Origin of the sequence: Moorena bouillonii PNG (assembly GCF_001942495.1) — a bacterium.
In the GTDB taxonomy this organism is placed as follows: domain Bacteria; phylum Cyanobacteriota; class Cyanobacteriia; order Cyanobacteriales; family Coleofasciculaceae; genus Moorena; species Moorena bouillonii.
The window spans coordinates 8165885-8190581 of the sequence record NZ_MKZS01000001.1; the positions used below are offsets into that span (position 1 = coordinate 8165885).

The following is a 24697-nucleotide window of genomic DNA, read 5'->3' on the forward strand; positions in this document are numbered from 1 at the left end:
GCTATCCATTAGGCAAAAGTAGTCGAAACGGTGATAGAGACTAGGATTTAGGCAAGGATTGGGAGAGGAGTGGTGAGAGCCATTATTAAACTAACAGGGATTTCCCAAGACTGCGGTCGCAAAATCACAAACGCGATCGCAAAATCACAAACGCGATCGCAAAATCACAAACGCGATCGCAAAATCACAAACGCGATCGCAAAATCACAAACGCGATCGCCTACGGCAGCAGCTTGCGCTGATCGCACTTAAGTAGGGCTTGCTGCACAAGTATGGAAACTATACCAGACAGGGCTTTCAATCATTTTTACCCTGAAAAAGTGCCAGGATTTTGAGCCCATCGATACAAAAACCTGGCACCATCGTAGGGGAACACTTGGTTATATTCGGAATGTGAGGGAAAAATAAGCATATTTTTCAAGAGCTAGTTTCAGATCCGCAAATTTCCCCAAAGACTTGTGCAGCAAGCGATAGTGAACTCTTAACTTATTACTTATTACTTATTACTTATTACCCGAATCAATAGACTTATTCAGCAAGCCCTAAGTAGGAGCACCCTCACGGGAGTGGACAGGGAGGCATTGGTTATGAGAGTATCAGAGGAAAAAGTCAATCAGGAGATGAAGAAGAACAAATGAAGGATTGGATCAGCCAGGAAATAAATCCGAAATTTTTCAGGACATACGTCATGCCAAAAGATTGAGAAAGACACTTGTGGTCTTAAGCGAGCATCCAGGAGAAACAGTACCAAAAGCGAGTGGTAATGCGAGCAACAGCCAAAGTATTTACAGATTTTGGTCAAATGAGAAAGTGACAAGAACACAAATATTGGCTTCACACAAGGAAGGCGTAGTGAGGAGATGTGTGGAAGCAGGAGTAGTGCTGGCAATACAGGACACGACCGACTTGGAGTATACGACACATGAAGCCACAAAAGGTTTGGGATATATAAATCAGACCCTTCAACAAGGAATTAAAGTTCATAGCTGTATAGCGGTCAGTGCCAAAGGAAAACCATTAGGACTGCTACATCAACAGAGTTGGACCAGAAAGCACAGGAGTGGTTTGAAAAAAGAACGCAAGAAAAAAGCGATTCAAGAAAAAGAAAGTTATCGATGGTTAGAGACAGTTAAGGGAGCTGAAGAAGGACTAGCGGAAAAAGCCAAGCTCATACATGTTGCAGATCGTGAGGCTGATATCTTCGAGTTATTCGCCCAAAAGCGTTCTGCTAATAGCGAATTACTGATTCGAGGAGAGTATAATCGCAGGGTTAAAGAGGAGATGGGATATCTGTTACCGATGATTGAACAAAGACCAATTTTAGGTACAATGACCATCAACTTAGAGCGTAATCCCAAACGTCCAGCTCGTCAGGCATCATTACAAATCCGAGGGATAAGAGTCACTTTGGAAGTGCCTCAACATCATCCCAAACCCCACAATCTCCATCCAGTGGAAATCAACGTACTACTGGTAGAAGAAACTGAGAAACCGGCTGATGGTAGTCAACCCATTCGTTGGTTGTTGCTCACAACTCTACCAATTGACGACTTCCAAAAAGCTTGGCAATGCGTGCAGTGGTATAGTTATCGATGGCTCATCGAACGCTTTCACTTTACCCTTAAAAGTGGCTGTGGTATGGAAAAACTTCAACTTCAAACTAGAGAGCGTTTACTCAAAGCACTGGCTACTTATAACATTGTTGCTTGGCGATTAATGTGGTTAACTTATCAAGCTCGACTTAATCCCGATGCTTCTTGCCAAGTAGTTTTCTCTCCACAGGAATGGAAGCTCAAGCGACTTCAATTTCAACCCAAAAACCGCTCGAAAAAACCTCCTACTCTTCGCCAAGCTCTGATGAGCGATTGCACGTTTGGGTGGATTTTTGGCCCGTACCGGAGATGGCGAACCTGGCTTGAAAACTCTCTGGCGAGGGCTTTCTACCTTTTACCATTTGTTTGAAGGTTCACAACTTGCTTCTACGTCCTAGTCTCTATCACTGTTTCGACTACTTTTGCCTAATGGATAGCTTAAAAAAGGGGGGAGCCATAGTCAAAGTCCCCCTTTTTTAAGGGGGATTTAGGGGGATCTCCGAGTTTGAAGACACACCCTAGGGGTGGGTTCCTTTTGCCTGTTGCCTGTTGCCTTTTTCGGCAATTCGTGTGTTTACAACCCAGATACAAATGCTAAAGTCCTATTCCCCCCTTCTGCAATTGCTTAAACGGATCAAGAATCAAATCAATAATCCGACGCCGTCTAACAATTACTTCAGCAGATGCAGTATCCCCCGGACGCAAAGGAATACACTTATTCCCTGAGTCAATGCAGTCTTTTTTCAGGGCAATGTTTAAGCTATACACCGCTATCCTGCCCTGAGGCGTATCCACCTCCTCTGTAGTGGGAGAAATGCTGGTAATTTCCCCGGCTAGCACCCCATAATCTTGATAGGGATAAGCATCAAACTTCAACTTTACGGGTAGCCCAGTTTTCAAGGAACCACTTTCCTGTGTTGTCATCTGGGCCTTGAGACTTAAGGAAGAATTCTCTGGGGCAATTTCTGCCACCATCATTCCTGACTGCACCACTGAACCGGCACCAGGAATCGGGAAATCAAATATTGTCCCATTTACCGGAGATTTGATCACCCGTTGAGACAACTGAAACCTTAACCCCTCTATCTGACTATTATTCTGAGCAATATCAGCCTCAAGTCTAGAAATTTCTGCCTCCATATTTTTAAAATTCTCCTCAGAGCGAAGTATAGCCAATTTCCCGGCTTCGACTAAACCCTGATAACTTTTCTGTTGCTCCCGTATACGCAATTGCGCCTGTTCAATCTCTGATTCGGTTTGGCGCAAGGTGCGCTCATAAGTACTTTCTCGCTCTGTTAACCGTAACTTCGCTTGCTCAAGGTCTGATCGGGTTTGTTGATACAACCGTTGCCGATCTTGAGCCATATCTTCCCGGTCTACCAACTGAATTTCCGAAACAATCCCCTCATTAAATGCATCTCTAAACCGTGCCACCTCCCGCTTGGCATTTTCCATGCGATTTTCCATTAAATTATAAGCCAGTTGACTATGATCTAGCAATTGCTTGGCCTGATTTAACTGAGCTAATTGTTCTGTTTTTTGTAAATTATAAGATTTCTTAAGGGCTGCTAATGTTTGTCGCACTTGTTCAACCTGGGCCAACTTCTCCAACTGCTGGGCTTGATTTTGTTGCTCCTGAGTTTGAAGGGCGATCGCTAACTGATTTTTCATCAGTTTTAACTGATTAAGCTGATTTTGTTGACCTTCCAATCGCTTTTGGGACTGCTGGAGCTCAGTCTGGACTAAGTCCGATTCTAGTTCAACTAAATTCTGACCAGTTTTTACTGATTCTCCTTCCTTGACATAAAGTTTAGCTACAGTTCCCATCACAGAGGAATCTAACCGAATCGTCTTATCTTGGGGTTCTAGTCGTCCCCTAGCACTTCCAGTTTCATCGATTTTAAAAAACATTGTCCAAGGAACAAGGACACTAATAAATATTACCAATAAATACAACAATCCTCTAGTCCAAGCTTGGGGGAGACTATCGAGAAGTTCTTTGGTAGCAAAAGACCAATCCTCCCTGGAGTCATCTTTCTTCAAAACCTCTAGCTTAGGAGATATTTTCTGCTTAATCTGTTTAGCATTCTGGAGTTGAGGAGACATTAAATCCTGTTCAATCTGTTTAGCATCCTGGAGTTGAGTCGCAGTTCTTCCATTCGATGAATTAGTCATTTGTTCTTTATTATTTGTAATTTTTTATATAGCAAAAGCAACAGGGAACAGGAAACAGGGAACAGGGAGTCGGGAGTCGGGAGTCGGGAGTCGGGAGTCGGGAGTCGGGAGTCGGGAGTCGGGAGTCAGGAAAATCACAACCGTTGCTAATCTAACTCTCCATCTCCCCATCTCCCCACACCTCCCAAACTTCCCACACTTCCCGATCTCCCCATCTCCCCACACTCCCCCATCTCCCGATCTCCCCATCTCCCCATCTCCCGATCTCCCCATCTCCCCATCTCCCCACACTTCCCACACTCTCGACACAGGGATTACTGGGTTACCGTGACCTGTTGTTGGTTTAGGTAATAGAAATGTCCGCGCTTTTCCATCAATTCCCGATAAGTTCCACTCTCAATTAATATTCCTCTATCCATCACTAAAATTAAATCGGCATTGCGAATTGTTGATAAGCGATGAGCAATTACTAATGTCGTCCGTCCCTTTAAAATTGTATTTAAGTTTCGCTGAATAATTCGTTCTGATTCTGGATCTAAATGAGAGGTAGCTTCATCTAAAACCAACAATTTGGGATTGCCCATCAGTGCTCGTGCGATCGCAATCCGTTGTCGTTGTCCCCCGGACAACATTCCTCCCCCTTCCCCGATCTGAGTGTCATAGCCCATAGGCAAGTCTTGAATAAACTCATGGGCTCCTGCTAATTGGGCCGCTTTCATCACGTGCTCTAAATCAGCGGAAGGATGACAGAGGCTAATATTTTCCTGAATGGTTCCCCCAAATAGGAAGGTATCTTGGTCTACCACTCCCATTTGCGATCGCAAGGACTGTGTCGTTATCGACGTAATATCCAATCCATCAATCAACACCTTACCATCGGTAGGGGGATAAAACCCCAACACCAACTTAGAAATCGTCGTTTTTCCGGAACCACTGCGTCCCACTAGGGCTACCATTTGCCCAGGCTTGACCTCAAAACTGAGATTTTCCAGCACATTGGTATCACTGTCATCGTGATAGCGAAAGGTGACATTATCAAACCGAATATGACCCTGGAGTTGACCTAAGGTTGCCTTCTCCTGCTGCTGTAAATCCTCCTCCGGTTCGGCATCCAGGACATCATTAATCCGTTCCACAGAAATTAACACCTCCTGCAGCTTATTCCATACCACCGTCAGGCGTTGGAACGGAGAGGTAAATTTCCCTAGCACCATATTAAAGGCTACCAACTGTCCAATGGTTAACTGGTCGTTAATCACCAGCGACGCCCCAAACCATAGCAAACCGGTACTTGTCACCGCTTCGAGGGTACCACTCACCATTTGCAGCTGAGTATTAAACACATGTCCAGAAAACCCAATCTTGATGGATTTATTCAGCAACTCCTCCCAATGCCACCGCACCGTCTGTTCTACCGCCGAGGCTTTCACGGTTCTTACTCCAGACAGAGCTTCAATCAAATAACTATTCTGCTTAGTACTGGCATAGAAAATTTCCCGAGAAATCCGTCGTAAAAACGGTGCGGTCACCAATGCCAAGATCGAAAACGGTGGTACAATCACTAGCGCTAGCACTGCCATCTGCCAGTTGTAGGAAAACATCATGCCCCCATAGATAAAGACAGTGAGCAAATCCAGCAGAATCGACAAGGTCTCACCGGTCATGAACTGCTCAATCTTGCGGTTTTCCTGCACCCGTGATACGATGTCTCCTACATAACGAGATTCAAAGTAACTCAAGGGCAATCGGAAGGTATGGCGAATAAACCCCACTATCAGCGCCAAATCAATCCTTTTGGCCGTGTGAACCAGCAGATACTGCCGCAACCCTGTCATTGCCACCCGGAAGAAGCTAAACAACAGTAATCCCAGTACTACTGTTGTTAAGGTTACCTGTGAGCGCTGCACCACCACCCGGTCTAGAATCAACTGGGTAAAGATAGGCGTAACCAATCCAAACAGCTGGAGAAATATTGACGCTATCAAGATTTCCACCAACATCAGCCAATGAGGCTTAATTAACTCAAAAAACTGCCAGATAGATGTAGAGGACGCCTTAGTATCCTTAAACTTTAGGGTTGGTTCCAGTAGCAGGGCATAACCGCTCCAATCCTGATTAAACTCGCGATGGGTGAGGGTGCGTTGCTCAAGAGCTGGGTCACATACCACCACATGGGTTTTAGTAATCTCATAGACAACAATAAAATGTTTCCCCTCCCAGTGAACAATTGCTGGTAACTTCTGCTTCGCCAACTCATCGAAACTAGCTTGCACCGGACGAGTGGAAAAGCCAACACTTTCCGCAGCAAAGCACAGTCCTCGCAGGGATGCTCCATCCCGGTTGACATTGGCCAACTTCCGCAAGCGATTTAAACTAAACTGCTTGCCCCAGTAGCGAGACACCATCACCAAACAGGCTGCACCACAATCGCTAGCACTCTGTTGAGCATAAAATGGATAGCGCCTACTCACCCGTTGAAACCAATGTCCAACACGCTGAGCGGGATGGGGAAAGAAAGCTTTCTTGATTTTTTTCTGGGACTTGGTTTTTTGAGGGGATCCAGAGGTGAAGGGAGTGGCGGAGTGAGCTGAGGTAGGATTTTGCGTTCCCGTAGCGGCTCTTTCAGAGGATCGCATTTGGCACTGGGAGTCTCGCAATCGTGCTGTATTCCACAAATGGTCTCGGATTTGGGGATAGCGATCCATCAGAGCCAACACCACATCCGCTGGTAAAAAGCACAGCTTCAAATTCACTGAAGCTCTAGCCAAATAGGGCTCCAAGTCAACTTCTGGGAACAAGGTCAATTCGCCAAAAGACTCCTCAGTTTCCAAGGTAGTGATTAATTCACCTGCCCCATCTAGTAGTCTCACCTTACCAGCGATAATGATATAGATCCCAGCATTACTATTAGCATTACTATTGGCATTACTATTGGCATTACTAGTTCCTGCGTGCCAAAACTTGCCCACCTTAGGCTCTTTGAATTGACATCGTTTTAGGACGCGCTGGAATTCTGATGGAGACAGAGAATATCCCAGAGTCTTGCTCAATTGTTGAGGAGAAATTATTGGAGCAGATGAACTTTTAACCATTGGTACTCAGGGTTATCCTATTTGTGTAAGAGAGCATAATCGGTGAAGAATCAGGTAGAACAGCCGATTGCAAGTCATGAATCATAATGCTAACCCCACTCATCCCATTCTCAGTCGTCTTTGACTGAGCCTTACTGGATTTTCTCGGTCGAGTGGACAATCCCATCTCTTTGAGCAACCGATTCACATGGCGAGGGGTAATTTCAACCCCCAATTCCTTAGCCAAATGCTTACTCAACCAATGAGCTGTCCAGCGCCGAAATGAATAGCCACAGTCCCTAGGACTCTGTTTTACCAGTTCCTGTAACCGTTCAAGATATTGCTCATTAACCGCCTTAGGGCGACCAATGGGATTATCCTGCCAATTGAGTGCTTGACCAGTCCGAGCCATCAGGATCCAATGCCTAGCTGTCGCTGGGCAACAGCCTAAGGCTTGGCGAATTTCAGCTTGAGATTTCCCCTGATCCGCCAGCAGCATAATTTGAATACGCTGACGGTATTTTTCTGATATATCCAATTCCAAACTTTTTTGCAGAAGTTTTTGTTGAAATGGGGTTAAATATCTCCCTGTAGTACTACCTGCACCCTTTTGGTCAGCTCGTAATTTATCTCGTAATTGATGTCCTAAGATAGCCATAACTAATGGGTCTGTTGATTATCGCTTCATCCTCAAGTTGACTCGGTCATAGTTTGCCACTTAAAGCTTATATTTTTGATTGGCAAACTAAATTAATTGATAATTTAACCTGTGTTAATTGCTTTGGTTGCGGGTTATTTTGCTAAGTAATTAGTCTACATGATTAGTTTAAAATTAGTCTACATATTTTTTTTTATAACTGCTAAACTTTATGAACAATTCATGAATTTATAGGAACTATTTTGATGACAGTTAGATAGGCTACTTGGATCTACAAATAACAGAAAAAACCGCTATTTTTATATAAAAATCATGTTAATCTTGAGGAAGATTCTGTGAAGTTAAACTGAAAACTGCTCAAAATCAACGGATAATATTATTTTTTTTTAATAAACCTCAGCCATTTGTATTAAAACCATCAGCTAAATTACTGAAAATAGTGATGTATCCCGGGCGCGGGGGTGTGGGTCTAGAGGGGGGAGTGTGGGAAGTGTGGGAAGTGTGGGGAGATAGGAAAGTGTGGGCAGATGGGGCAGTGGGCAGTGGGCAGATGGGGGAGAGGGGCATTGTAAATTACCCCAAAACTGAGTTTTATTAAGTTTTGTATACTAATTAAGGTAGAAGCGAAGGTAGAAGCGATCGCATAATCATGATCAAAAAGGTGCAAATATGGGTAAATATAATGGTTATAGCTGTAATTTGCCTCTCAGGCTGTAGTGATGGTAAACCAAAGAGCGAGACTAAGCCTACAGCAGGGAATGGCAAGCTGCAATTTCGGGCTAACGGTGAAGACTTTGTCCGACAGGGCTTTGTTTCCAAAGACAGTTGGCAAATATCTTTCGATCGGGTTTACATCAACCTAGCGGACATGACAGCTTACCAAACTAAGCCTCCCTTTAACCCCGATACAGAAAAGGAAATCTCAGTCCAAGAGAAAATTATCCTCCCCAATCCCAAAACCATCGATTTAGCGGAAGGGGGAGAGGATGCCGAGCCAATTCTGATTGCTGAGATAGCTGATGCACCAACTGGTCATTACAATGCTCTTTCCTGGAAAATGGTCAAAGCCAAGATTGGTCCAGCAATGGGTCAAACCTTGGTGATGGGTGGTAAAGCCAGTAAGCAGGGACAAACCATTGATTTTGTGATCAAACTCGACCAAGAGATTGAATACCGCTGTGGTGAATTCGTCGGTGATCAGCGCAAAGGGATTCTAGCTAAGGATGGGGAAGCGGACATAGAAGCTACCTTCCACTTCGATCACATTTTTGGCGATAGTGATGTGACCGCCAATGACCCCCTCAACACTGGTGCGATCGGATTTGAGCCATTCGCTGGACTCGCTAAGGACGGCAAACTAGAGGTGACAATGGCTCAGCTTCAATCAGCACTCCCAGCTGGAACCTATCAGCAGCTTACTCAAGAGATTCTTCCTAACCTAGGTCATGTGGGTGAAGGTCACTGTACATCCATGCCAATTTCCAGGTCATGAGGTACCCAACACCCTTACTCCAAACCCCGGAGTCTTATCACCTAGAGTCCTTATCAAGACAAGGAAAAATCGAGAGGTAGTGCTATAAAAATCAAACCTGATCAGCTCTGACCCATCTAATTTGCATGACTCTTGAAGAGTGGGAGAGTGGAAGAGTGGGAGAGGGTCACAGAGATTGACGACTTTTCCGGAAAGTAAAAAATATGTCAATTAAATCCAGTCAACACTCAACAGTCAAGAATTAAGGATGAAGTGGAAAGGTTTGATGCTACTGAGCCTGGTTTCTGTCTTGAGTTGGTCAGTTAATGCTGAGGCTCACGGCACTAAGCTTGAATCTAAAACTATCCAGGCCATTGAGATTAATGCTAAATACGACACTGGTAAACCGATGTCTAATGCCCAAGTAACCATTTATGCTCCCAATAATCCTACCACTCCTTGGCAGACAGGGACTAGTGACACCAACGGCAGGTTTATCTTTGCTCCCGATTACGCTCAGCAGGGAAATTGGACAATTCAGGTGCGCCAAGCTGGTCACGGTGGCATGATTACTCTTACTCTTGGTGAAGAGAATTCTGCTGTAGCGGGTCAGTCATCAGCAGCGGGTAACTACCTAATGAGCTCATCAACCAGTCCTACTTACACCCCTGTTCAGAGAATGCTCATGGCAGCTGCTGGTGTCTGGGGATTTGTGGGTACAGCACTCTTTTTCTTAGGGAGGAAAACTAATGCACATTCCTGATGGTATTCTCCCTGCTTCTGTCTGTCTTGCTGGTTATGCAGCTACTGGTGGACTCACTTGGTATGCCCTACGTCGAATTGATCAACATCAAAACCCCCAGGAGGCAATTCCCAGAGCGTCCTTACTGACCGCTGCCTTTTTTGTGGCATCCTCAATCCACCTCCCCATCCCACCAGCGAGTGTCCATTTCGTTCTTAATGGCTTGTTAGGGGCAATTTTAGGTTATTATGCCATTCCTGCCATTCTGATTGGTTTGTTCTTTCAAGCAGTTATGTTCCAGCATGGTGGACTCTCCACCCTCGGGATAAATGCAGCCATGATGGGAATATCAGCAATCTTGGCGTATCACCTGTTCCAATTGCGGCGGGTGTTTGGTAAAGGCAATCGAATTGTTACTGCTATCTTCAGCTTCTTGGCAGGTGCTGCTGGCTTGGGAGTGGCGACGCTAATATTCTTCGTCCTAGTCATTACCAATATTCCTGCTACTATTAATGTGGCAACAGAACGGACAGCAATTTACGGGCTAATGGTTGCCCATATCCCCCTGATGGTGATCGAGGGGTCGTTTTCAGCGGCAGTCGTGTTATTTTTGCAGCGAGTTCAACCAGAATTGCTAGGGGAATCGGGAAGGGGAAGCAAATACGATATCAAAACTCAAAAATGATTTTCGACTAATTAGGGCTTCTCCCACTGCCCCCTCTCCCCTCTCTTCCCCTGGAGCCAAGTTCTTTTTCAGACCTTACAAAACACCACTAGTGGCTAGACCTAAGATGACACCAGCGCCTAGGATGTGACCCAGGCTAGTAGTTGCCAACAGTTCAGGGATGCCAAAATTGGCAAACAGTCCAGAGGCACCGGGTAAAGCTGGGCCTTGACCGGGGTTTTTGATGGCAAAGCGACCAACAGTAATCGCAAACAGATTACACAAAATCATTACTATCCCCACTGTGGGACTCCACTCTGGGGTCACCGGAACAGAGGTTTCCACAGCAGCTAACAAAATTGAGTTAATCAATGTAGTTTCTCCCATATTTGATAAATTGATCAGCAATCAAAGCAATCATAAGAATTTTCGGGGAGAAAAATCTCAACTTGTTTTAAGAATTTACATTTGGAGATTTCAGAGTGATCACAGCCTCAGAATTTATGGAAATTCCCACAAGCCAAAACCCCGCGTTTTTAAACCACCGGATGTAGGCTCGCTGCGACTTTAGTCGCCTAGACACAATTTTGCCAAAAAAGGTTGACAATACATGCGCGCTAGAGTATTAGTTAGATATGGGTACAGGCTGCAAATCCGTTCGCGTAGCGTCGCCTTTGGCGATGGCGCAACCGGGAGAGAGACCCGCCACTGCTTGACCTTAAAGAAGAAATGCCCGGAGGGTAGGGAAAATCCTCCTTAAAAACCCAATCATCAACTAACAATTGGTGTGTGAACCCAGCAAGATCACATTTTGAGAAAAGAACGGTACGGCGGGGCACGCCGAAACCAGGTGAAACAGGGAAGCAACGGACTTCATAAGGCACTTCTCAAAAAGTAACCGAACGCTTAAGGAGACTAGCCCGCTGGGTCTTTCGTAAACTGAACTAGGATCTTGGTTTTGACGGGATTTCGGTTTAGGTATTGCCGCAAGGATACGTTCGCGAAGCGTCGCCTACGGCGAAAGGTTTAAGGCCGGTCGTAGATCTAAGAATCCCCGTCTTTTTAAAGCGGGGAGTGTCAAGCAAATTTTGGTAAATTGTATAGAGTACCTATATCTTGAGCAGTTTTCCAGTGACTCAATCTGACCAGAGTCAGCCAGTAAAAGCAAAGCAGATGGCTGTATGGGGAATCTTTAGTTCAACCTTCCTAACCATCTTTCTAGCGGAGATGGGAGACAAGACCCAATTGGCCACACTACTAATCACTGCCGAATCCCAGTCTCCATGGATTGTGTTTGTTGGTGCTGCCGCAGCACTGATATCTACTAGTTTGCTAGGTGTACTGATTGGTCATTGGCTCGCTAAGCGCTTCTCCCCTGAGATGATGGATACTGCTGCCGGAACACTTTTACTGTTTATATCAGTTATGCTTCTTTGGGACGCAATCAAACTGAATTAGTTATGAATTAGTGATTAGAAGATGGATTGGCAATTACTAGGACTAAGTTTCCTAACTGTATTTTTAGCTGAAATTGGAGACAAAAGCCAATTGGCTGCGATCGCACTCAGTGGTAGTCTCAATTCCCCCCGTACTGTGTTTTTGGGAACTATAGCGGCACTGATACTGGCTAGCTTTCTGGGTGTAGTAGCTGGGGGAGGGGTGGCTCATCTGTTGCCTACTCGTCTACTAAAAGCGATCGCAGCCATTGGCTTTGCTTTGATGGCATTACGGCTATTGTGGCCTTCAGAAGGAACGGTGGAGGATTGATCCCCCACCACCCTACCTCCCTTTCACCCCATTAACCTGACAATAATGTCCACGAGAATGAATCAGTCCTGGGGTTAGGGGGAGTATGGTAGCAGGTTACGAACAGACCAATCTACGATTGTCTTGATAGCACCAACTAAGTAGTGTAGTCCCTGCCATTAACTTGATTGCTTCTAGGAGCCAGTAGCCTTCATGCATTTGCACCATTCCTGGTGGCATGCCACTCACTGGCTCTAGAAGATTCAGTTGTAGAGCCATGGCGCTCATCTGGGGTGTCATGATGTAGGTATAAATAATTGCGATCCCTACCATGAGCAGGGATAATAAAATAGACCAGCGTCTGACGTAATGATAAAGATTAGAATTACCACGCAGGACTAGGAGGCTGGCTAATATTAAAGCGCCACACAAAAGCTCAACACGATTAAATGTCCAGAAGATTGAATAGCCAGCTGTAGCAAAACTAGCCTGACTCATCATGCCAGCTGTAGACATGCATGGCATGATCACAAAGTCTATAACCAAACTGCTACTGAGCCAAAACCCTAAAGCAAACATGGCAATGGTTCGCCAGCGGCTTTGCTGTGAATCCACGCCAAAAACAGCGTTCATAAAATTTCCTCTACTTTCTATCCTGCTCTTAGCTTAACCAATGGTTTTTACAAAAAGTGTGAAGTATTTTTGCAAAAAAAAGTATTTTTGCAAACAAATTTTAACTTAATTGTCAGGTAAACATATGCGCGTAGCGCATATATTTACGATAAATTTTCTTGAACTGTCTGTTGTAGTTGTTGGGTTAACATCTCCACTGTTCCTGCTCGGTTTTGTCTGTAGGACTCAAAATGCTCTTTGATGTTTATGGGGTCTCCAATGCGGACCATCGCTTTGCGGTGTCCTTTCACCAAAGGTCGATCAAACTTAAACACTTCCCGCTCTAGTCGAGTCAGGGTATCCAAAAAACGCTCTGGGGTAGGGGAAGCCGCAACATAACCATCGTAAATTGCATCGAAATTCAGCAGGCGGATAGTAGCTTGGTAAATTGATTCATAAGTGGTTTCATCAAACTGTTCTAACTCTTGAGCACGGGATTTTAAGACTGACTGAATTTTATACACTCGTTCTCGGCTTGGTGTCATGGTTGCCGGTGTTAGCTCTAGCTTCTGTTCACACTCACTCAACAGATGAGTTTTGAGCTTGTTAATCCTTTGGTTCCAATCCATCTGAGTGGTTTGGTCTAGATTAAGGTCGTATTCAGTCTCCAAGCGAAGAATGACTTGCTCAGCCACACCCCGTAAACGCCCATAGAAGTTTGGTGCGATCGCATTAATGTTCAACGCCTTCTCTAGACGGGACAGGGTCTGATCAATCACTGGCTTCATGGAATCAGTGTAGTGGTACTTCAGACTTACGGGTACTAAATAGAGATTAGGAACAGGTTCACCCTGTTTGACCATTTGGTTCATTGCCTGTAGAGGCAGTTGAATCGCTCCCGTTCGGAAGGGCATAACCGTATCATTTTGATAAGAGCAGCCGCCTTCGGGGAAAATCACCAAATCACAACTCGGTTGCTTCAGTAACGTTAGGGTTTGGGCAATGCTGGCGCGATCGCCTAAACCCCGTCTAATCGAGTATGCTCCGATCAGGGGCAGAAATTTTTTGTTCCATCCCCGGAAACTCTCGTAAGCCACAACATAGTGAAAGAGTTGCCCTAACCTAGTTGATAACAGAAACAGAACTATCCCATCATCAAGGGTAGGATGATTCGGGAGATAAAGCACCCGTTCCTCTTCCAACCGAGCCAGTTTCTCTAGGTCCGTAGACTCAACCACTAACTTCAGTTGATAAAAATTATCGGCGATCAGATCAGAAAAGCCTTGACAGAGGCGGGTTAATAGGGGATTGAGCCTAGGTGGATAGAATTGAGGGCTTGACAAAACAGACATAGCATGTATCCCAAGAGTAGATCACAAGATCACGGAGATGGAGAGATAATAAATACTAGTTTGACTTTAAATACTTGATTGTGCCATTGTGCATTGTGGATTGTGCATTGTTTGACACTCCCCACCTTTGCTCCCTTCGGGATTTTCCTCACTACAGATAGATGCCATAGTTATACGGGATCAATTATGCTTTGCCTACTAAGCTTTCACCTTAGAATTATCTAATAACAAGAATCATCAGTAGTGTCAACATGTTAGATGGTGAAATCAAACAAAAGACGGCGTCATATACGGTCACCTCATGGTTGCTCCCAGCTCTAAAGATATTGGGCTTTCGTGGGTTCCTTCTTTTTTCCGTAAAATTTATCAAAATCACTATAGCCTTAGTCTTATCCTTAGTAATTTTGGATACTCCCTCAACCCCAGCCGTTCAGTTAGCCGATGGCAGAGTTTCATTTGAGAAATCTCCTAGGTTGTTGGATGCAGTAACTACGTTTAATCAAGCTGATGTGCGAGGAGGAACATACTATTTCACCGTGGACTTACCAGGGGATATTGGTGAACCACTCCAAAGATTAACCATTAATCAGCGTCAAGGAGGATATAAGATTCGATTCTATCCCGAGAAATCCTCAGCATTTGAAGGAACCTACCAAGACCGGGGTCAGCCGTTATCTCTGGGAAGCGTAACAAAAGACGACTCAAGCAAAACAATTTCAGTTACCTTCGATCCACCAGTAAACCCAGGAAAAACCATTACCGTTGGGCTTCGTCCTGTTCGCAACCCACGATGGGGTGGTGTATATCTGTTTGGAGTTACAGCTTTCCCCCCTGGAGAGAACCCCTACGGTTTATATTTAGGTGTTGGACGTTTACAGTTCTACTCTCCAGCGGGAGACAGGCTCAATTTTAGATAATATCTTAGGAAAATTGCTGGCATGTTAATTGTTATACCAAAGGGAACAGCGGATCTGGGAACAGGGAGTAGGAAAAAGGGAACAAAAATTCTCACAATTCCTACACGGATTGGTATAGTGAATTGGTAATTTTAAATGTTTAATGATTAAGTGACACTTAACAATTTAAAATTAACACAATCAAGCATTTTAAAAGTAATTAACTAAACTTGATTTAACCTTTTGCCTGATTATGGGACAAACCATTATTCAAGTAGACGCTTTCACCAGTAAACCCTTTACAGGAAATCCTGCTGCTATCTGTGTTTTACCAACTGCTCAAGATGACAGCTGGATGCAAAACCTAGCGCAAGAGATGAATTTATCGGAAACCGCATTTATAGTCAAGCAAGACGATGGTTTCAATTTGCGTTGGTTTACACCGACAGTGGAAGTCCCCTTATGCGGTCACGCCACCCTAGCTAGTGCTCATGTTCTCTGGTCAGAGGGACATGTGTCTCCTGATCAAACGATTCGGTTCTACACCAAGAGTGGATTGCTGATCGCTCAGCGCCAGGGTGAGTGGATTCAACTCGATTTCCCGGTGAATCCCTCAGAAGTTATCAGTACTCCAGAACAACTCAGCCAAACCTTGGGTATACCCATCAAGTGGGTTGGCAAAAATTCCCTAGGCTATTTGGTCGAGGTCGAGTCGGAAGAGTTGGTCAAGCAGATGCAGCCAAATTTCCAACTGATGAAAACCTTACCTCTGTCTGCGGTAATTGTGACTAGTTGGGCTGACAGTGATTCAGAATACGACTTTGTTTCCCGATTCTTTGCCCCCAGATTGGGAATTGATGAAGACCCAGTTACAGGTTCTGCCCATTGTTGTCTCGCTCCCTTCTGGCGCGAACGTAATAGTAAAGATCAGTTCTTAGCCTACCAAGCCTCCTCTCGGGGTGGTGTAGTAAAAGTTAACTATACCGGTAGCGGACGCGTTTTTCTGAGTGGACAAGCAGTTACTATCCTGCGCTCAGAATTGCTAATCTGAATTTTTGAATTAAGAATGTAGAATTAAGAATTAAAAATGTAGAATGTAGAATGCACAATTAAGAATGTAGAATTATAAATTCGGCCTTCTACATTCGGCCTTCTACATTCTGCATTCTGACAGACAACCTTGGCCAAAAGGCCACACTACGCGAACAACCTTAAACCTTAAACCTTAAACCCTTCAACCACACCACCTTCAACCAGACCCAGAACCCACTGCCTCAGAAATTGAACTCATGCTTCTTTCCTCCAACTTCTGCAACACCCCTTGCAGAATCTGCCTTACCATCCATGGACCGTTATAAATCCAACCCGTGTACACCTGAATTAGACTAGCACCTGCAGTAATCTTCTCCCAAGCATCCTCCGCCGTAAAAATGCCTCCAACCCCTATAATCGGTAAATTTCCTTGAGTTTCCTGCCAGATAAACCGAATTACATCTGTAGAACGTTGACGCAAAGGAGCTCCACTAATCCCCCCAGCTTCTTCCGTTACCGGTTTGCCCGTTGCCGCAATCTGTTGTGTTTTCAGCAGATCCCGACGGATAGTAGTGTTAGTGGCAATAATCCCAGCTAATCCATAGGTTTGCGCAAGCTTAAGGACATCTGCGATCGCATTCCACTCTAAATCCGGGGCAATCTTAACCAGAATCGGCTTTTGGGAAACATTTTCCTGTTGCAGAGCATCTAAGATCAGACTAAGTTGGCTGGCATCCTGAAGCGATCGCAAACCTGGTGTATTCGGTGAACTCACATTCACCACAAAGTAATCCCCCAATTCCCTCAACAGCCCAAAACTCGACCGATAGTCATCTGCTGCCTCTGCTAGGGGTGTTACTTTAGATTTACCTAGATTAATGCCAATCGGAATAGTTAAACCTGAAGCTTGGATCCGGTTTTCTCTTCCGGTAGGTTGTTCGTCCTTGGCTTTCTCTTCCGGTAAGTTCTTTTCTAAACCTGCAACCCTTAACCTGTTAACCTTCAACTGTTCTAATCGAGCCGCCATTGCTGTAGCTCCGAGATTATTAAATCCCATCCGATTCAGAGCAGCTTTGTCCTCTACCAAGCGAAATAAACGAGGACGAGGATTTCCCGATTGACCATGAAAGGTTACAGTACCCAGTTCAGCAAAGCCAAACCCTAAGCTTCCCCAAATTCCAGCAGCCACACCATCTTTATCAAATCCTGCTGCTAAACCCATAGGGTTGGGGAAGTTTACTCCCCAGAGGGTTTGTTCGAGGCGAGCATCATTTAGGCAAAACCTTTGCTGTAATTGACCCTGAAGCCAGTGACCTAGAGTGGAATACTGATTCGATGACAGCCAGCTCAATAGCGCTAGAGTTCTATTGTGTAACCATTCTGGATCTGTCTTCAACCCAGAAAAGAGAATTGGACGAATGGTAGATTGGTAAATATCCATAATACTGAGTGAGTCAGTAGGTCAGTGGGTCAGTAGATCAGCGAGTCAGTAGATCAGTGCTGAACAAAATACTCCACCATCTGGCTAGTTGTTATTAACAACTGTGGATTTACTTCAATTTTTAATTTACCCATTCAAACGTCATACTTTGATTGATTCTTTGATTAATTAGTTGCGTTATGACCAAACCCTAAAAAAAGGGCGTTGTTTGGGTAACTTAAAATGACATTTTTATCACTGAGTTACAATCAGTTTTTGCAACTCTTACTCCCTACTCCCTACTCCCTACTCCCTACTCCCTACTCCCTACTCCCTACTCCCTACTCCCTACTCCCTCAAACCACCCGACGGGGAGTTAGGTGATCCCTCCTGACGGTAACCATAAAAATCAATCCGATATTCCGTAATCTTTACACCAGTTTGTGCCTCAATTTGCTTGAGCAAGTCTTCCGGTAGTTCTACATAAACATCAAGAATCTGGTTTGTATCCAGGCAATTGACATGGCTATGAGTATCGCTGATATTGCCGTACAACCGTCCATCCGAGCGCTCAATACATTCAATAATACCTTGACTGGATAGGGCATCTAAATTCTGGTAAACAGAAGTATGACCAATAACTTTACCTTGTTGATTCAATCGGTCATAAATGTCTCGCGCTGACAGATGGTCTTTAGCTTCCCATAACAGTTCTAGAATAAAGCGACGTTGACGACTCAGACGCATACCCAGGGTCTGACACTTGTCGATTGCATCTTCTAGTGAACGAATTGGTTTAGCAGCTGCCGCTTCTTGTTGCATGACATGAGTTGATGAGTTTAACGAAAAGGAATCCCTTTAAATTTATTTATAGCTCAGGCAGTTATTCACTTAAGCCAGGACAAGGCTATCGTGTGATCGGAAGCAACGGGAAAGGGTAAACGGGGAATACTTTCTGTTCTCAACTTCCCTGTTCTCAAGTTTTTCCTTGACCTTGAATGCCCCTGTTTAAATTAATTTTCAGTTAAATTTGGTAGCCCTAAGCCTTATATCCTATATTTTACTACAAAATCCTGAACTACCCCACCCTACCATCTAGATGTGCTCTGCTTAGCCATCGGACAAGATCCAGGTGTCTTGACTAAGCCATTGCTCTTCACAGCAGTTACTGCAGCAATGCAACTGAGCTATAACGGAAGTATATCACCTTTACAAAAACTTTGGAAAAAAATCTGGAATTCTTCAGGGTCAATGGGTAGTTGACTGTATTGCTCAGAAACACTCACATCAACCTGATTCTGAAACAAAAGCCAAGACAAACTCCTCTCTATCGAGCAAATTATAAAACATCATCAGAAATTAGCAGAATGGAAAACATAGAAAGTCACGAACCAATGGTTCCAGGTATGACCAATGGTGGAGCAGCTACCAATGGCATGTCATTAGGAGAAATGGCTGATGACCAGATGTCATCCTTTGACATGAATGCTGTATCATTTCAAGGCAATATACCCACAGCAGTGCCAATGAGTTCATCTGTTCCAGATAGTCCTATGGAGAACGTGCTGGTAGAAATGCGAGCACCTAAGGGTCAAGGGGCTAACTTCTTTCACATGGCAGGAAGTTTCACGGTTCCTAGCTTCCAAATCGATTATGACTACGAGCCAGTATCGATGGAGCCTGAGACACCGGAACTGGCCATGCAGCTCCAAGCATCTAATCAAGAGGTGATCGTTGTCAAGGGCAAAGTTGCTCAAAACCAAATTGCCGCCCTCGAAGCCCAACCTAATGTCATCAAAGTCTGGCAAGACACCGCGATCGAACCCTTCAGCACTACCACCCTACAGCAAGAGTATCCCATGGTAGAACCGATGGCAGGGTTTGGTAGCTGTCCTATCGGTTCTTGTGACTGTAGCCCTGGGGCTGCTAAGGGAACTATGGCGGACGTAGCCAAATATCTTGGGGTTGATCAAATTCACGCTGCTGGTTATAAAGGTCAAGGCATTGTTGTCGGTGTCGTTGATGGGGGAATTACAGCAGCTGGTCGTCCTGTTCGTCCCGGAGAACCCTCCAAGCGAATTCGCAATGTCATTGGTGGCTACCACCGCACAGTAGAATGGGGGACTCAAGCTCGCAGCTGGGGGGAACATGGCAATATGTGCGCTACAGACGTGTTGGGTATGGCTCCAGAAGCCAAGCTCTATGACTTTCCCCTAGTAGGGAATGCTATCTCTAACGCCCTGGCTGCATTCAATTGGGCAATCAAGCAGTATAAAATTGACGGCACACCCCACATTCTCACCAATAGCTGGGGAATTTACCAGGAACAGTGGGATAAGACTTATGCCAGAAACCCAAACCATCCCTTCACCCGTAAAGTTGTCGAAGCGATCAATCAAGGGATTCTAGTTCTGTTTGCCGCTGGTAACTGTGGTGGAACCTGTCCTGATGGTCGTTGTGCCTCAGATGTCGGTCCTGGTAAAAGTATCTGGGGCGCGAATGGTCATCCCCTAGTGATGACAGTGGGCGCAGTTAACAAAAATGAACAGTTTGTTGGCTATAGCAGCCAAGGACCAGCGGCTTTGTCCCCTAAAAAGCCAGACTTCTGTTCCATCACCCACTTCCGGGGTTACTTCCCCTCTGATAGCGGTACCTCGGCTGCCACACCAATTGCTGCTGGAGTAGTAGCCTTGCTCAAGCAAGCCAAGCCGAGCTTGACTCAGCAGGAAGTTAAGAAACTCCTGGAGAGTACTGCTAAAAATATTGGTTCTCAGGGATGGGATCAGCATTCCGGTGCTGGCATTATTCAGCCCAAGGTAGCCTTTGACAAAATCAAAACTCCCCCACCCCGCCCTCGCCCCAGTGAAGATACCTGGAGTGACTGGGAAAATCTAGGCGGCTATGGCCTATATAGCCCAGCGGCTGCTTCCTGGGGACCTAATCGGATTGACACCTTTGTGATTGGTACTGACCACGCTATGTATCACAAGTGGTGGGATGGCTCCGCTTGGCGCGGCTGGGAAAACTTAGGGGGTTACATTATTTCTGCACCCGCAGCGGTTTCTTGGGGAAATAACCGCATTGACACCTTTGTGGTTGGTAGCAATAATGCCCTGTACCGCAAGTGGTGGGATGGCGACTCTTGGCGTGGTTGGGAAAATTTAGGCGGCTACTGCCTGTATGCTCCAGCGGCTGCTTCCTGGGGACCTAACCGCATTGACACCTTTTTGATTGGTACTGACCACGCCGTCTACCACAAATGGTGGGATGGCTCGGCTTGGCGCGGCTGGGAAAACTTAGGAGGCTACTCTATTTCTGCACCCGCAGCACTGTCTTGGGGTCCAAACCATATCGCTATCTTTACCATTGGTCGCGATCGCGCTCTATACTACAAGACCTGGAATGGTTCCATTTGGAGTCCATGGGAAAAATTGGGAGGCTACTGTCAGTATGGTGTAGCCGCTGTCTCCAGGGGAGTCAACCAGCTCGATTGTTTCGTCATTGGATCCATGGGCAAGGTCTATTGCCGTTCCTGGGATGGTTCTGCCTGGAAAAATTGGAAAAACCTAGGTGGTTACAGCATTGCTGGGGTAGCAGCAGCATCTTGGGGAGCTGACCGCCTTGATGTTTTTGTCGCCGCTGGTGATCATGCTCTGCACCACAAGTGGATGGGTTGATATCAAGATTACTAATTAAGGAAGTGAAGGTAAAGAATTAAAGACAAAGGGCAAAGGGCATCCCTGGAAAATGATATCACTTTCCAGGGATGCCCTTGTCATTTTTGTATGATTGCCCTTTTCCTTTCCTAATCAAACAGCATCAAACTTTCAGAATTCAGCCGTCAGCATTCAGCCGTCAGCCTAATGCTTAAAATAAACCTTAAACAGGAGAATTTAATAGTTCGAGATTTTATCCAATTGCCAGTCTGGATAAAAGTCTTTGGCCAAGGTCAATGGCCAATGGCTGAAAACTGATAGCTGTTCGCGTAGCGTGCGCGTAGCGCATAAACTGATATCTGACAGCTGAATGCTTACTTTTTCAGTTACAATTTTTATGTAACTATTAACCAATAATTATAAGTATTCAACCCAACTCGATATGATGGAAAGCACAGACTTGATCAATCAAAACCCAAGGTCGCCGATTCTCGTAAAAATGCCTGGAGAAGATGGGTCAACTGGGTCAACTATTGATCAAAGTATGCCCACAGAGGTAGCGATTGAGCATGGTGTGAATACCTTGGTTAATGACGTAGTGGATCAAGCCTTAGTGCAGGTTAAAAGTAACCAAGAACTGCAATTAGTGCGGGAAAAGGTTGCTACGGTGATGGGAGATACCCTTAAGGAAATAGCTGCTGAACACCCTCAATGTCAAAGCCCACTGGCAACAGGTGTTAGCCCAATGAATAATAATAATACTAATACTAATAATAGTGCAGTTGAGTGTGGTATCAGTGGGGCAAAGCAAGTTCAAGAGCTAGGCTTTACTGAGTTTACTGCTGGGCTGATCAACAGTGCATTCGACGCTATCATGGGTGCAACTATCAAGCAGATGGAAGCCTATCGGGAACTTGTAGCCAATCTCGCTAAAACTCTGGCTCAGTTCCAGGCTGAGAATGTCTCTGATGCCCAAATTACTGACCATCTTGTCCAACACTACCCTGATGGTCCCGGAGGTACAGTTGTGCGTCCCAACTATACCTTTAAAACTATCCCTGCTAACCCCAACACTGGTACTCAAGAAAAGCCAGCCAATCACCTCTTAAGGGAAGTAGCTCAAGCTCTAGAAGCTGAAACCATTAATCTTACAAATCCTCTGACACTTACCATCCAAGAGAATCAGGAGAGATTCTTCACTAGCCAAGTCCAAGAGATTCGCTCGAAAATTGGTGAGTTACTAGCGACTAATATGATAGAGCATCTGCGGGCAATAGCACGGGAAGGAATGGCACGGATTGTAGTAACTGATGGGGAAATTGTCTCGAAGCTCACCTTCAATGTGACTGCTACTGAAGAACAAACAACAGGAAAAAACCAGTATCAGTATCAAGAAACCAACCCTTACATCAGAGGTCGTGCGGTAGCAGGATCGGGTAACGTTTCTGCTGGTGCTAGTCACAATAAACTCACCGTTAAGCCAGTGAATGAGAGTTCATTCGATGCAGTGACTATGAGTACAGACATCATTGGTCAGGTTAAGATTCGCTTTAAGACTGAAACATTTCCACCAGTGGACAGGAATAGATAATATCGAGTTCGGTTGACTACTCATCAGTCTTGGATGTTCATTAATTAACAATTAACAATTATCCTTCTTTTCCGAATTTTTGCCTTGATTCGGAGATAATCGGTCATGGTTTACCGAATATGCTGATTATACCTACTTCCACTCAAGCACAGAATTTTGTACGCTTCACCACACTCCTTTTTACCTTTTGATTGACTTTATTTTCAAATTACTCATAATTCTCTCCAAAGTCACTGATAAGTTAATATAGCAGTTCTCAATCGGGTGAGGTACTTTCGTTATTGGTTAAGGAAGAAAATTTAGATGTACCTCACGCTTACTAGGAAACGCTATACATCACTATCTCAAGATTAAGCAGATCTCAGTAGAATTGCTGTATTGATAGATAACTAACAATGTTTAAACTATTTCGGTGTCATCAAGCCCAAACCTCCCCTAGCCAAACCCTTAACCGTTGGCAAGGAGAAGCTACTGTTAAAGTTGCCATACAACCCAATCAAAGCGGACGTGTACACTTCCGAGCCAGCTACTGGAATGCTAAATGTCCACAAGCCATCACTCTCAACCCTGGGGATATTGTTGAAGTAACTGGGATTGATAACATTACCCTGATTGTAGAACCTAGTTCTTTGAATTAAATCAGTGTATCAATACCGTAGAGTGTACTATTTCTAAAGTTTGCAAATCCCTTTCAAAACTTGGAGTATAACCATGGCGCGATCGCTTTCAAACAAGTTTAAAATCGGCATATATTGATAAGTTTGGGGATTACCCTGATGGATATAAACAAACTGATAAACCAGACCATTAGTGGCTAATCCCCAAACAAATTCTTGATGCTCTAGGCTGTTGAAAGCATAAGTCAGTAATTGCGGTAAACCTGTAGACATCTCCAATAATCTGTAATCAAGTCACAGCAATCAAACTAAGGGGGTCAATAACTGATTCAAAATTTAGCCATAGGAACCATTTCATCAGGTTTTGGAGTCTCATTATCCAAATTTGGAGTAAAATTATGAGTCATTACAATGTCAATTACTTGACCACATTCAGCCGATTCTATTATTTTTAAAATTAGAGAGCCAATGTCTTGATGCAGTCGCTCATGGGGGAAACCCCCAAGACCGCGCTGCATCGCTTCTTAATCTTACTAAGCCACAAACAGTTAATATTACCGATTCATAACGCTTTTTAGTTAAACGAAATCTTTCTTGAATAATTTTAACTATTTTCACTCTTCTGATCAAATGCTCTACGAAAATTCGCGATTTTGATAAAAGTTTATTATCGGCTTTCTGTGAATCAGTTAATTCTCCATTTTTAGGTTTCTTAGACGGAGTAGTTATTTGCGCTTCTCCTACATAAGCTTTATCTCCACTAAAAAATTGGTGTTCATCAAATTTATTTAAAGTTTGGCGACATATTTTAAGGTCACTCATTGGCCCTGGTTTTCCCACAACTACATCAAGAATTTCTTGTCCTTTTGGTAAAACCACAAACTGACTTTTAAAAGTATGTCTTTTTTGTTTACCTGAATAATAGTTCTTTTGGGTTTGGTAGTCTAAAGGTCTCTCGATGACTTGCTCTGAACTATCTACTATCAATTCATAGTTGGTTAATTCTTCCTTAATCTGTTCTACTTCTTCCGGGAACTTTTTTACTTGTTCTAACCGACTTGGTGGTAAGGCTTCTTGAAATATTTTTTGCCAATAATTAAATAAGTTATGAGCCGTTGACTCGCTTACTTTAAAAAGCAAACCTAAAAGTTGAAAACTTAAGTTATGCCTCAGATAAACTAACATCAAAATTATTTGTTCTTCCTCAGATAATTTGGGATGATTACCACCTCCTGCTTTAATAAGTCTAATTTTAGTTTTTTCATTCTCTTGTTGTTTTTCTTTAGCTATAAGCTTTCCTTGCTCTATCAGTTTTATTAATTGCTCATAATTAATTCCTAATAACCTTTTTGTTTGTTTAGGGTGTTTTTGAATATATTCCCAAGTAGAATTGCTCATTTTT

General features: G+C 44.3%; 28 protein-coding genes and 1 pseudogene. 15 read left to right on the forward strand and 14 right to left on the reverse strand.

Features of this window, described 5'->3' with window-relative positions; translation table 11 throughout:
• The first annotated feature begins 69 nt into the window (after positions 1–69).
• The 3 genes and pseudogenes from BJP37_RS38030 to BJP37_RS44780 all read left to right on the forward strand — a co-directional run bounded on the left by BJP37_RS38030 (position 70) and on the right by BJP37_RS44780 (position 1990).
• A complete protein-coding gene (locus BJP37_RS38030; RefSeq protein ID WP_214607792.1) occupies positions 70–252 on the forward strand; it encodes a hypothetical protein in 183 nt (60 codons plus the stop codon).
• Between the two features lie 462 nt (positions 253–714).
• Positions 715–1803 (forward strand): annotated as a pseudogene (locus BJP37_RS33380) (IS4 family transposase); the annotation flags it as partial.
• 112 nt (positions 1804–1915) lie between these two features.
• Positions 1916–1990 carry a hypothetical protein gene (locus BJP37_RS44780; protein ID WP_369121428.1) on the forward strand — a complete coding sequence of 25 codons (75 nt, stop codon included), beginning with the start codon at positions 1916–1918 and terminating at the stop codon, positions 1988–1990.
• 196 nt (positions 1991–2186) lie between these two features.
• Here BJP37_RS44780 and BJP37_RS33385 read toward each other — a convergent pair whose 3' ends face one another.
• Genes BJP37_RS33385 through BJP37_RS33395 form a run of 5 tightly spaced genes read right to left on the reverse strand, consistent with a single transcriptional unit; the run spans position 2187 to position 7496 of the window.
• The gene (locus BJP37_RS33385) at positions 2187–3767 is read right to left on the reverse strand and encodes a beta-barrel domain-containing protein (RefSeq protein WP_081431421.1); all 1581 of its coding nucleotides are present in this window, start codon (positions 3765–3767) and stop codon (positions 2187–2189) included.
• Positions 3768–3791: 24 nt separating this feature from the next.
• Entirely contained in the window at positions 3792–3938 is a 147-nt protein-coding gene (locus BJP37_RS40520; protein ID WP_158069876.1) for a hypothetical protein, read from the reverse strand.
• Positions 3919–4056, reverse strand: a complete 138-nt coding sequence (locus BJP37_RS42065) for a hypothetical protein (protein WP_214607801.1) — start codon at positions 4054–4056, stop codon at positions 3919–3921. The genes BJP37_RS40520 and BJP37_RS42065 overlap by 20 nt, the downstream gene beginning before the upstream one ends.
• Positions 4057–4081: 25 nt before the next feature.
• On the reverse strand, positions 4082–6859 hold the full coding sequence (locus tag BJP37_RS33390; RefSeq protein ID WP_075905491.1) for a peptidase domain-containing ABC transporter: 2778 nt from the start codon (positions 6857–6859) through the stop codon (positions 4082–4084).
• Positions 6852–7496 carry a helix-turn-helix domain-containing protein gene (locus tag BJP37_RS33395; RefSeq protein WP_143727926.1) on the reverse strand — a complete coding sequence of 215 codons (645 nt, stop codon included), beginning with the start codon at positions 7494–7496 and terminating at the stop codon, positions 6852–6854. Before BJP37_RS33395 ends, BJP37_RS33390 begins: the two co-directional genes overlap by 8 nt.
• Before the next feature lie 442 nt (positions 7497–7938).
• Here BJP37_RS33395 and BJP37_RS41855 point away from each other — a divergent pair, with 442 nt between their 5' ends.
• From BJP37_RS41855 to cbiM, 4 genes are all read left to right on the forward strand, one after another.
• The gene (locus tag BJP37_RS41855; protein WP_198954257.1) at positions 7939–8094 is read left to right on the forward strand and encodes a hypothetical protein; all 156 of its coding nucleotides are present in this window, start codon (positions 7939–7941) and stop codon (positions 8092–8094) included.
• A gap of 84 nt (positions 8095–8178) precedes the next feature.
• Entirely contained in the window at positions 8179–8988 is an 810-nt protein-coding gene (locus BJP37_RS33400) for a DUF4382 domain-containing protein (RefSeq protein ID WP_081431556.1), read from the forward strand.
• 265 nt (positions 8989–9253) lie between these two features.
• Positions 9254–9730, forward strand: coding sequence for a carboxypeptidase-like regulatory domain-containing protein (locus BJP37_RS33405; RefSeq protein WP_229415538.1), 477 nt, complete (start codon positions 9254–9256; stop codon positions 9728–9730).
• Positions 9717–10394 carry a cobalt transporter CbiM gene (gene cbiM / locus BJP37_RS33410; protein WP_075905497.1) on the forward strand — a complete coding sequence of 226 codons (678 nt, stop codon included), beginning with the start codon at positions 9717–9719 and terminating at the stop codon, positions 10392–10394. The genes BJP37_RS33405 and cbiM overlap by 14 nt, the downstream gene beginning before the upstream one ends.
• A 75-nt stretch (positions 10395–10469) precedes the next feature.
• Here cbiM and psaK read toward each other — a convergent pair whose 3' ends face one another.
• Entirely contained in the window at positions 10470–10760 is a 291-nt protein-coding gene (gene psaK / locus BJP37_RS33415; RefSeq protein ID WP_081431422.1) for a photosystem I reaction center subunit PsaK, read from the reverse strand.
• 744 nt (positions 10761–11504) lie between these two features.
• Between psaK and BJP37_RS33420 the strand changes: the two genes are divergently transcribed.
• A complete protein-coding gene (locus BJP37_RS33420) occupies positions 11505–11831 on the forward strand; it encodes a TMEM165/GDT1 family protein (protein ID WP_075905499.1) in 327 nt (108 codons plus the stop codon).
• A gap of 21 nt (positions 11832–11852) precedes the next feature.
• Positions 11853–12140, forward strand: a complete 288-nt coding sequence (locus BJP37_RS33425) for a TMEM165/GDT1 family protein (protein WP_008179209.1) — start codon at positions 11853–11855, stop codon at positions 12138–12140.
• A 96-nt stretch (positions 12141–12236) separates the two neighbouring features.
• Here the strand turns inward: BJP37_RS33425 and BJP37_RS33430 are convergent, their stop codons facing one another.
• Both BJP37_RS33430 and BJP37_RS33435 read right to left on the reverse strand, forming a co-directional pair.
• The gene (locus BJP37_RS33430; RefSeq protein WP_075905501.1) at positions 12237–12752 is read right to left on the reverse strand and encodes a DUF4149 domain-containing protein; all 516 of its coding nucleotides are present in this window, start codon (positions 12750–12752) and stop codon (positions 12237–12239) included.
• 143 nt (positions 12753–12895) lie between these two features.
• Positions 12896–14083, reverse strand: coding sequence for a 1-acyl-sn-glycerol-3-phosphate acyltransferase (locus BJP37_RS33435; RefSeq protein ID WP_075905503.1), 1188 nt, complete (start codon positions 14081–14083; stop codon positions 12896–12898).
• A gap of 404 nt (positions 14084–14487) precedes the next feature.
• Between BJP37_RS33435 and BJP37_RS33440 the strand changes: the two genes are divergently transcribed.
• Positions 14488–15000, forward strand: a complete 513-nt coding sequence (locus BJP37_RS33440) for a DUF2808 domain-containing protein (protein WP_229415539.1) — start codon at positions 14488–14490, stop codon at positions 14998–15000.
• 232 nt (positions 15001–15232) lie between these two features.
• Positions 15233–16030, forward strand: coding sequence for a PhzF family phenazine biosynthesis protein (locus BJP37_RS33445; RefSeq protein ID WP_075905505.1), 798 nt, complete (start codon positions 15233–15235; stop codon positions 16028–16030).
• Between the two features lie 198 nt (positions 16031–16228).
• Here BJP37_RS33445 and BJP37_RS33450 read toward each other — a convergent pair whose 3' ends face one another.
• Positions 16229–17452 (reverse strand): quinone-dependent dihydroorotate dehydrogenase, encoded by a 1224-nt coding sequence (locus BJP37_RS33450; RefSeq protein ID WP_075905507.1) that lies wholly within the window; start codon positions 17450–17452, stop codon positions 16229–16231.
• A gap of 222 nt (positions 17453–17674) precedes the next feature.
• Here BJP37_RS33450 and BJP37_RS40525 point away from each other — a divergent pair, with 222 nt between their 5' ends.
• On the forward strand, positions 17675–17815 hold the full coding sequence (locus BJP37_RS40525; RefSeq protein ID WP_158069877.1) for a hypothetical protein: 141 nt from the start codon (positions 17675–17677) through the stop codon (positions 17813–17815).
• On the opposite strand, the gene BJP37_RS33455 is transcribed toward BJP37_RS40525, so the two are convergent.
• Positions 17780–18253, reverse strand: a complete 474-nt coding sequence (locus tag BJP37_RS33455; protein WP_075905509.1) for a Fur family transcriptional regulator — start codon at positions 18251–18253, stop codon at positions 17780–17782. The two genes, BJP37_RS40525 and BJP37_RS33455, sit on opposite strands and share 36 nt — an antisense overlap.
• Positions 18254–18699: 446 nt before the next feature.
• On the opposite strand from BJP37_RS33455, the gene BJP37_RS33460 reads away from it, so the two are divergent.
• On the forward strand, positions 18700–21108 hold the full coding sequence (locus tag BJP37_RS33460; protein WP_229415540.1) for a DUF8189 domain-containing protein: 2409 nt from the start codon (positions 18700–18702) through the stop codon (positions 21106–21108).
• 216 nt (positions 21109–21324) lie between these two features.
• On the opposite strand, the gene BJP37_RS40530 is transcribed toward BJP37_RS33460, so the two are convergent.
• Positions 21325–21501 carry a hypothetical protein gene (locus BJP37_RS40530; protein WP_158069878.1) on the reverse strand — a complete coding sequence of 59 codons (177 nt, stop codon included), beginning with the start codon at positions 21499–21501 and terminating at the stop codon, positions 21325–21327.
• A gap of 28 nt (positions 21502–21529) precedes the next feature.
• On the opposite strand from BJP37_RS40530, the gene BJP37_RS33465 reads away from it, so the two are divergent.
• Positions 21530–22678 carry a hypothetical protein gene (locus tag BJP37_RS33465; RefSeq protein ID WP_143727927.1) on the forward strand — a complete coding sequence of 383 codons (1149 nt, stop codon included), beginning with the start codon at positions 21530–21532 and terminating at the stop codon, positions 22676–22678.
• Between the two features lie 395 nt (positions 22679–23073).
• Complete coding sequence (locus BJP37_RS33470; RefSeq protein ID WP_075905515.1) at positions 23074–23316, forward strand: NfeD family protein; 243 nt, start codon at positions 23074–23076, stop codon at positions 23314–23316.
• A 33-nt stretch (positions 23317–23349) separates the two neighbouring features.
• Here BJP37_RS33470 and BJP37_RS33475 read toward each other — a convergent pair whose 3' ends face one another.
• The 3 genes from BJP37_RS33475 to BJP37_RS33485 are packed head-to-tail and all read right to left on the reverse strand — an operon-like array spanning position 23350 to position 24693.
• Positions 23350–23568 (reverse strand): hypothetical protein, encoded by a 219-nt coding sequence (locus BJP37_RS33475; RefSeq protein ID WP_075905517.1) that lies wholly within the window; start codon positions 23566–23568, stop codon positions 23350–23352.
• 56 nt (positions 23569–23624) lie between these two features.
• Positions 23625–23813, reverse strand: coding sequence for a hypothetical protein (locus BJP37_RS38035; RefSeq protein ID WP_075905520.1), 189 nt, complete (start codon positions 23811–23813; stop codon positions 23625–23627).
• Entirely contained in the window at positions 23782–24693 is a 912-nt protein-coding gene (locus BJP37_RS33485) for an IS5/IS1182 family transposase (RefSeq protein WP_075905522.1), read from the reverse strand. The genes BJP37_RS38035 and BJP37_RS33485 overlap by 32 nt, the downstream gene beginning before the upstream one ends.
• Between the last annotated feature and the right edge of the window lie 4 nt (positions 24694–24697).

What these genes read in the sequence shown, in the direction of transcription:
- BJP37_RS33385 (WP_081431421.1), bottom strand. Translation starts at nt 3,767, where the DNA reads ATGACTAATTCATCGAATGGAAGAACTGCGACTCAACTCCAGGATGCT.
- BJP37_RS40520 (WP_158069876.1), bottom strand. Translation starts at nt 3,938, where the DNA reads ATGGGGAGATGGAGAGTTAGATTAGCAACGGTTGTGATTTTCCTGACT.
- BJP37_RS33390 (WP_075905491.1), bottom strand. Translation starts at nt 6,859, where the DNA reads ATGGTTAAAAGTTCATCTGCTCCAATAATTTCTCCTCAACAATTGAGC.
- BJP37_RS33395 (WP_143727926.1), bottom strand. Translation starts at nt 7,496, where the DNA reads ATGGCTATCTTAGGACATCAATTACGAGATAAATTACGAGCTGACCAA.
- BJP37_RS41855 (WP_198954257.1), top strand. Translation starts at nt 7,939, where the DNA reads ATGTATCCCGGGCGCGGGGGTGTGGGTCTAGAGGGGGGAGTGTGGGAA.
- BJP37_RS33400 (WP_081431556.1), top strand. Translation starts at nt 8,179, where the DNA reads ATGGTTATAGCTGTAATTTGCCTCTCAGGCTGTAGTGATGGTAAACCA.
- BJP37_RS33405 (WP_229415538.1), top strand. Translation starts at nt 9,254, where the DNA reads ATGCTACTGAGCCTGGTTTCTGTCTTGAGTTGGTCAGTTAATGCTGAG.
- cbiM (WP_075905497.1), top strand. Translation starts at nt 9,717, where the DNA reads ATGCACATTCCTGATGGTATTCTCCCTGCTTCTGTCTGTCTTGCTGGT.
- psaK (WP_081431422.1), bottom strand. Translation starts at nt 10,760, where the DNA reads ATGGGAGAAACTACATTGATTAACTCAATTTTGTTAGCTGCTGTGGAA.
- BJP37_RS33425 (WP_008179209.1), top strand. Translation starts at nt 11,853, where the DNA reads ATGGATTGGCAATTACTAGGACTAAGTTTCCTAACTGTATTTTTAGCT.
- BJP37_RS33430 (WP_075905501.1), bottom strand. Translation starts at nt 12,752, where the DNA reads ATGAACGCTGTTTTTGGCGTGGATTCACAGCAAAGCCGCTGGCGAACC.
- BJP37_RS33435 (WP_075905503.1), bottom strand. Translation starts at nt 14,083, where the DNA reads ATGTCTGTTTTGTCAAGCCCTCAATTCTATCCACCTAGGCTCAATCCC.
- BJP37_RS33445 (WP_075905505.1), top strand. Translation starts at nt 15,233, where the DNA reads ATGGGACAAACCATTATTCAAGTAGACGCTTTCACCAGTAAACCCTTT.
- BJP37_RS33450 (WP_075905507.1), bottom strand. Translation starts at nt 17,452, where the DNA reads ATGGATATTTACCAATCTACCATTCGTCCAATTCTCTTTTCTGGGTTG.
- BJP37_RS40525 (WP_158069877.1), top strand. Translation starts at nt 17,675, where the DNA reads ATGACATTTTTATCACTGAGTTACAATCAGTTTTTGCAACTCTTACTC.
- BJP37_RS33455 (WP_075905509.1), bottom strand. Translation starts at nt 18,253, where the DNA reads ATGCAACAAGAAGCGGCAGCTGCTAAACCAATTCGTTCACTAGAAGAT.
- BJP37_RS33465 (WP_143727927.1), top strand. Translation starts at nt 21,530, where the DNA reads ATGATGGAAAGCACAGACTTGATCAATCAAAACCCAAGGTCGCCGATT.
- BJP37_RS33470 (WP_075905515.1), top strand. Translation starts at nt 23,074, where the DNA reads ATGTTTAAACTATTTCGGTGTCATCAAGCCCAAACCTCCCCTAGCCAA.
- BJP37_RS33475 (WP_075905517.1), bottom strand. Translation starts at nt 23,568, where the DNA reads ATGTCTACAGGTTTACCGCAATTACTGACTTATGCTTTCAACAGCCTA.
- BJP37_RS38035 (WP_075905520.1), bottom strand. Translation starts at nt 23,813, where the DNA reads ATGCAGCGCGGTCTTGGGGGTTTCCCCCATGAGCGACTGCATCAAGAC.
- BJP37_RS33485 (WP_075905522.1), bottom strand. Translation starts at nt 24,693, where the DNA reads ATGAGCAATTCTACTTGGGAATATATTCAAAAACACCCTAAACAAACA.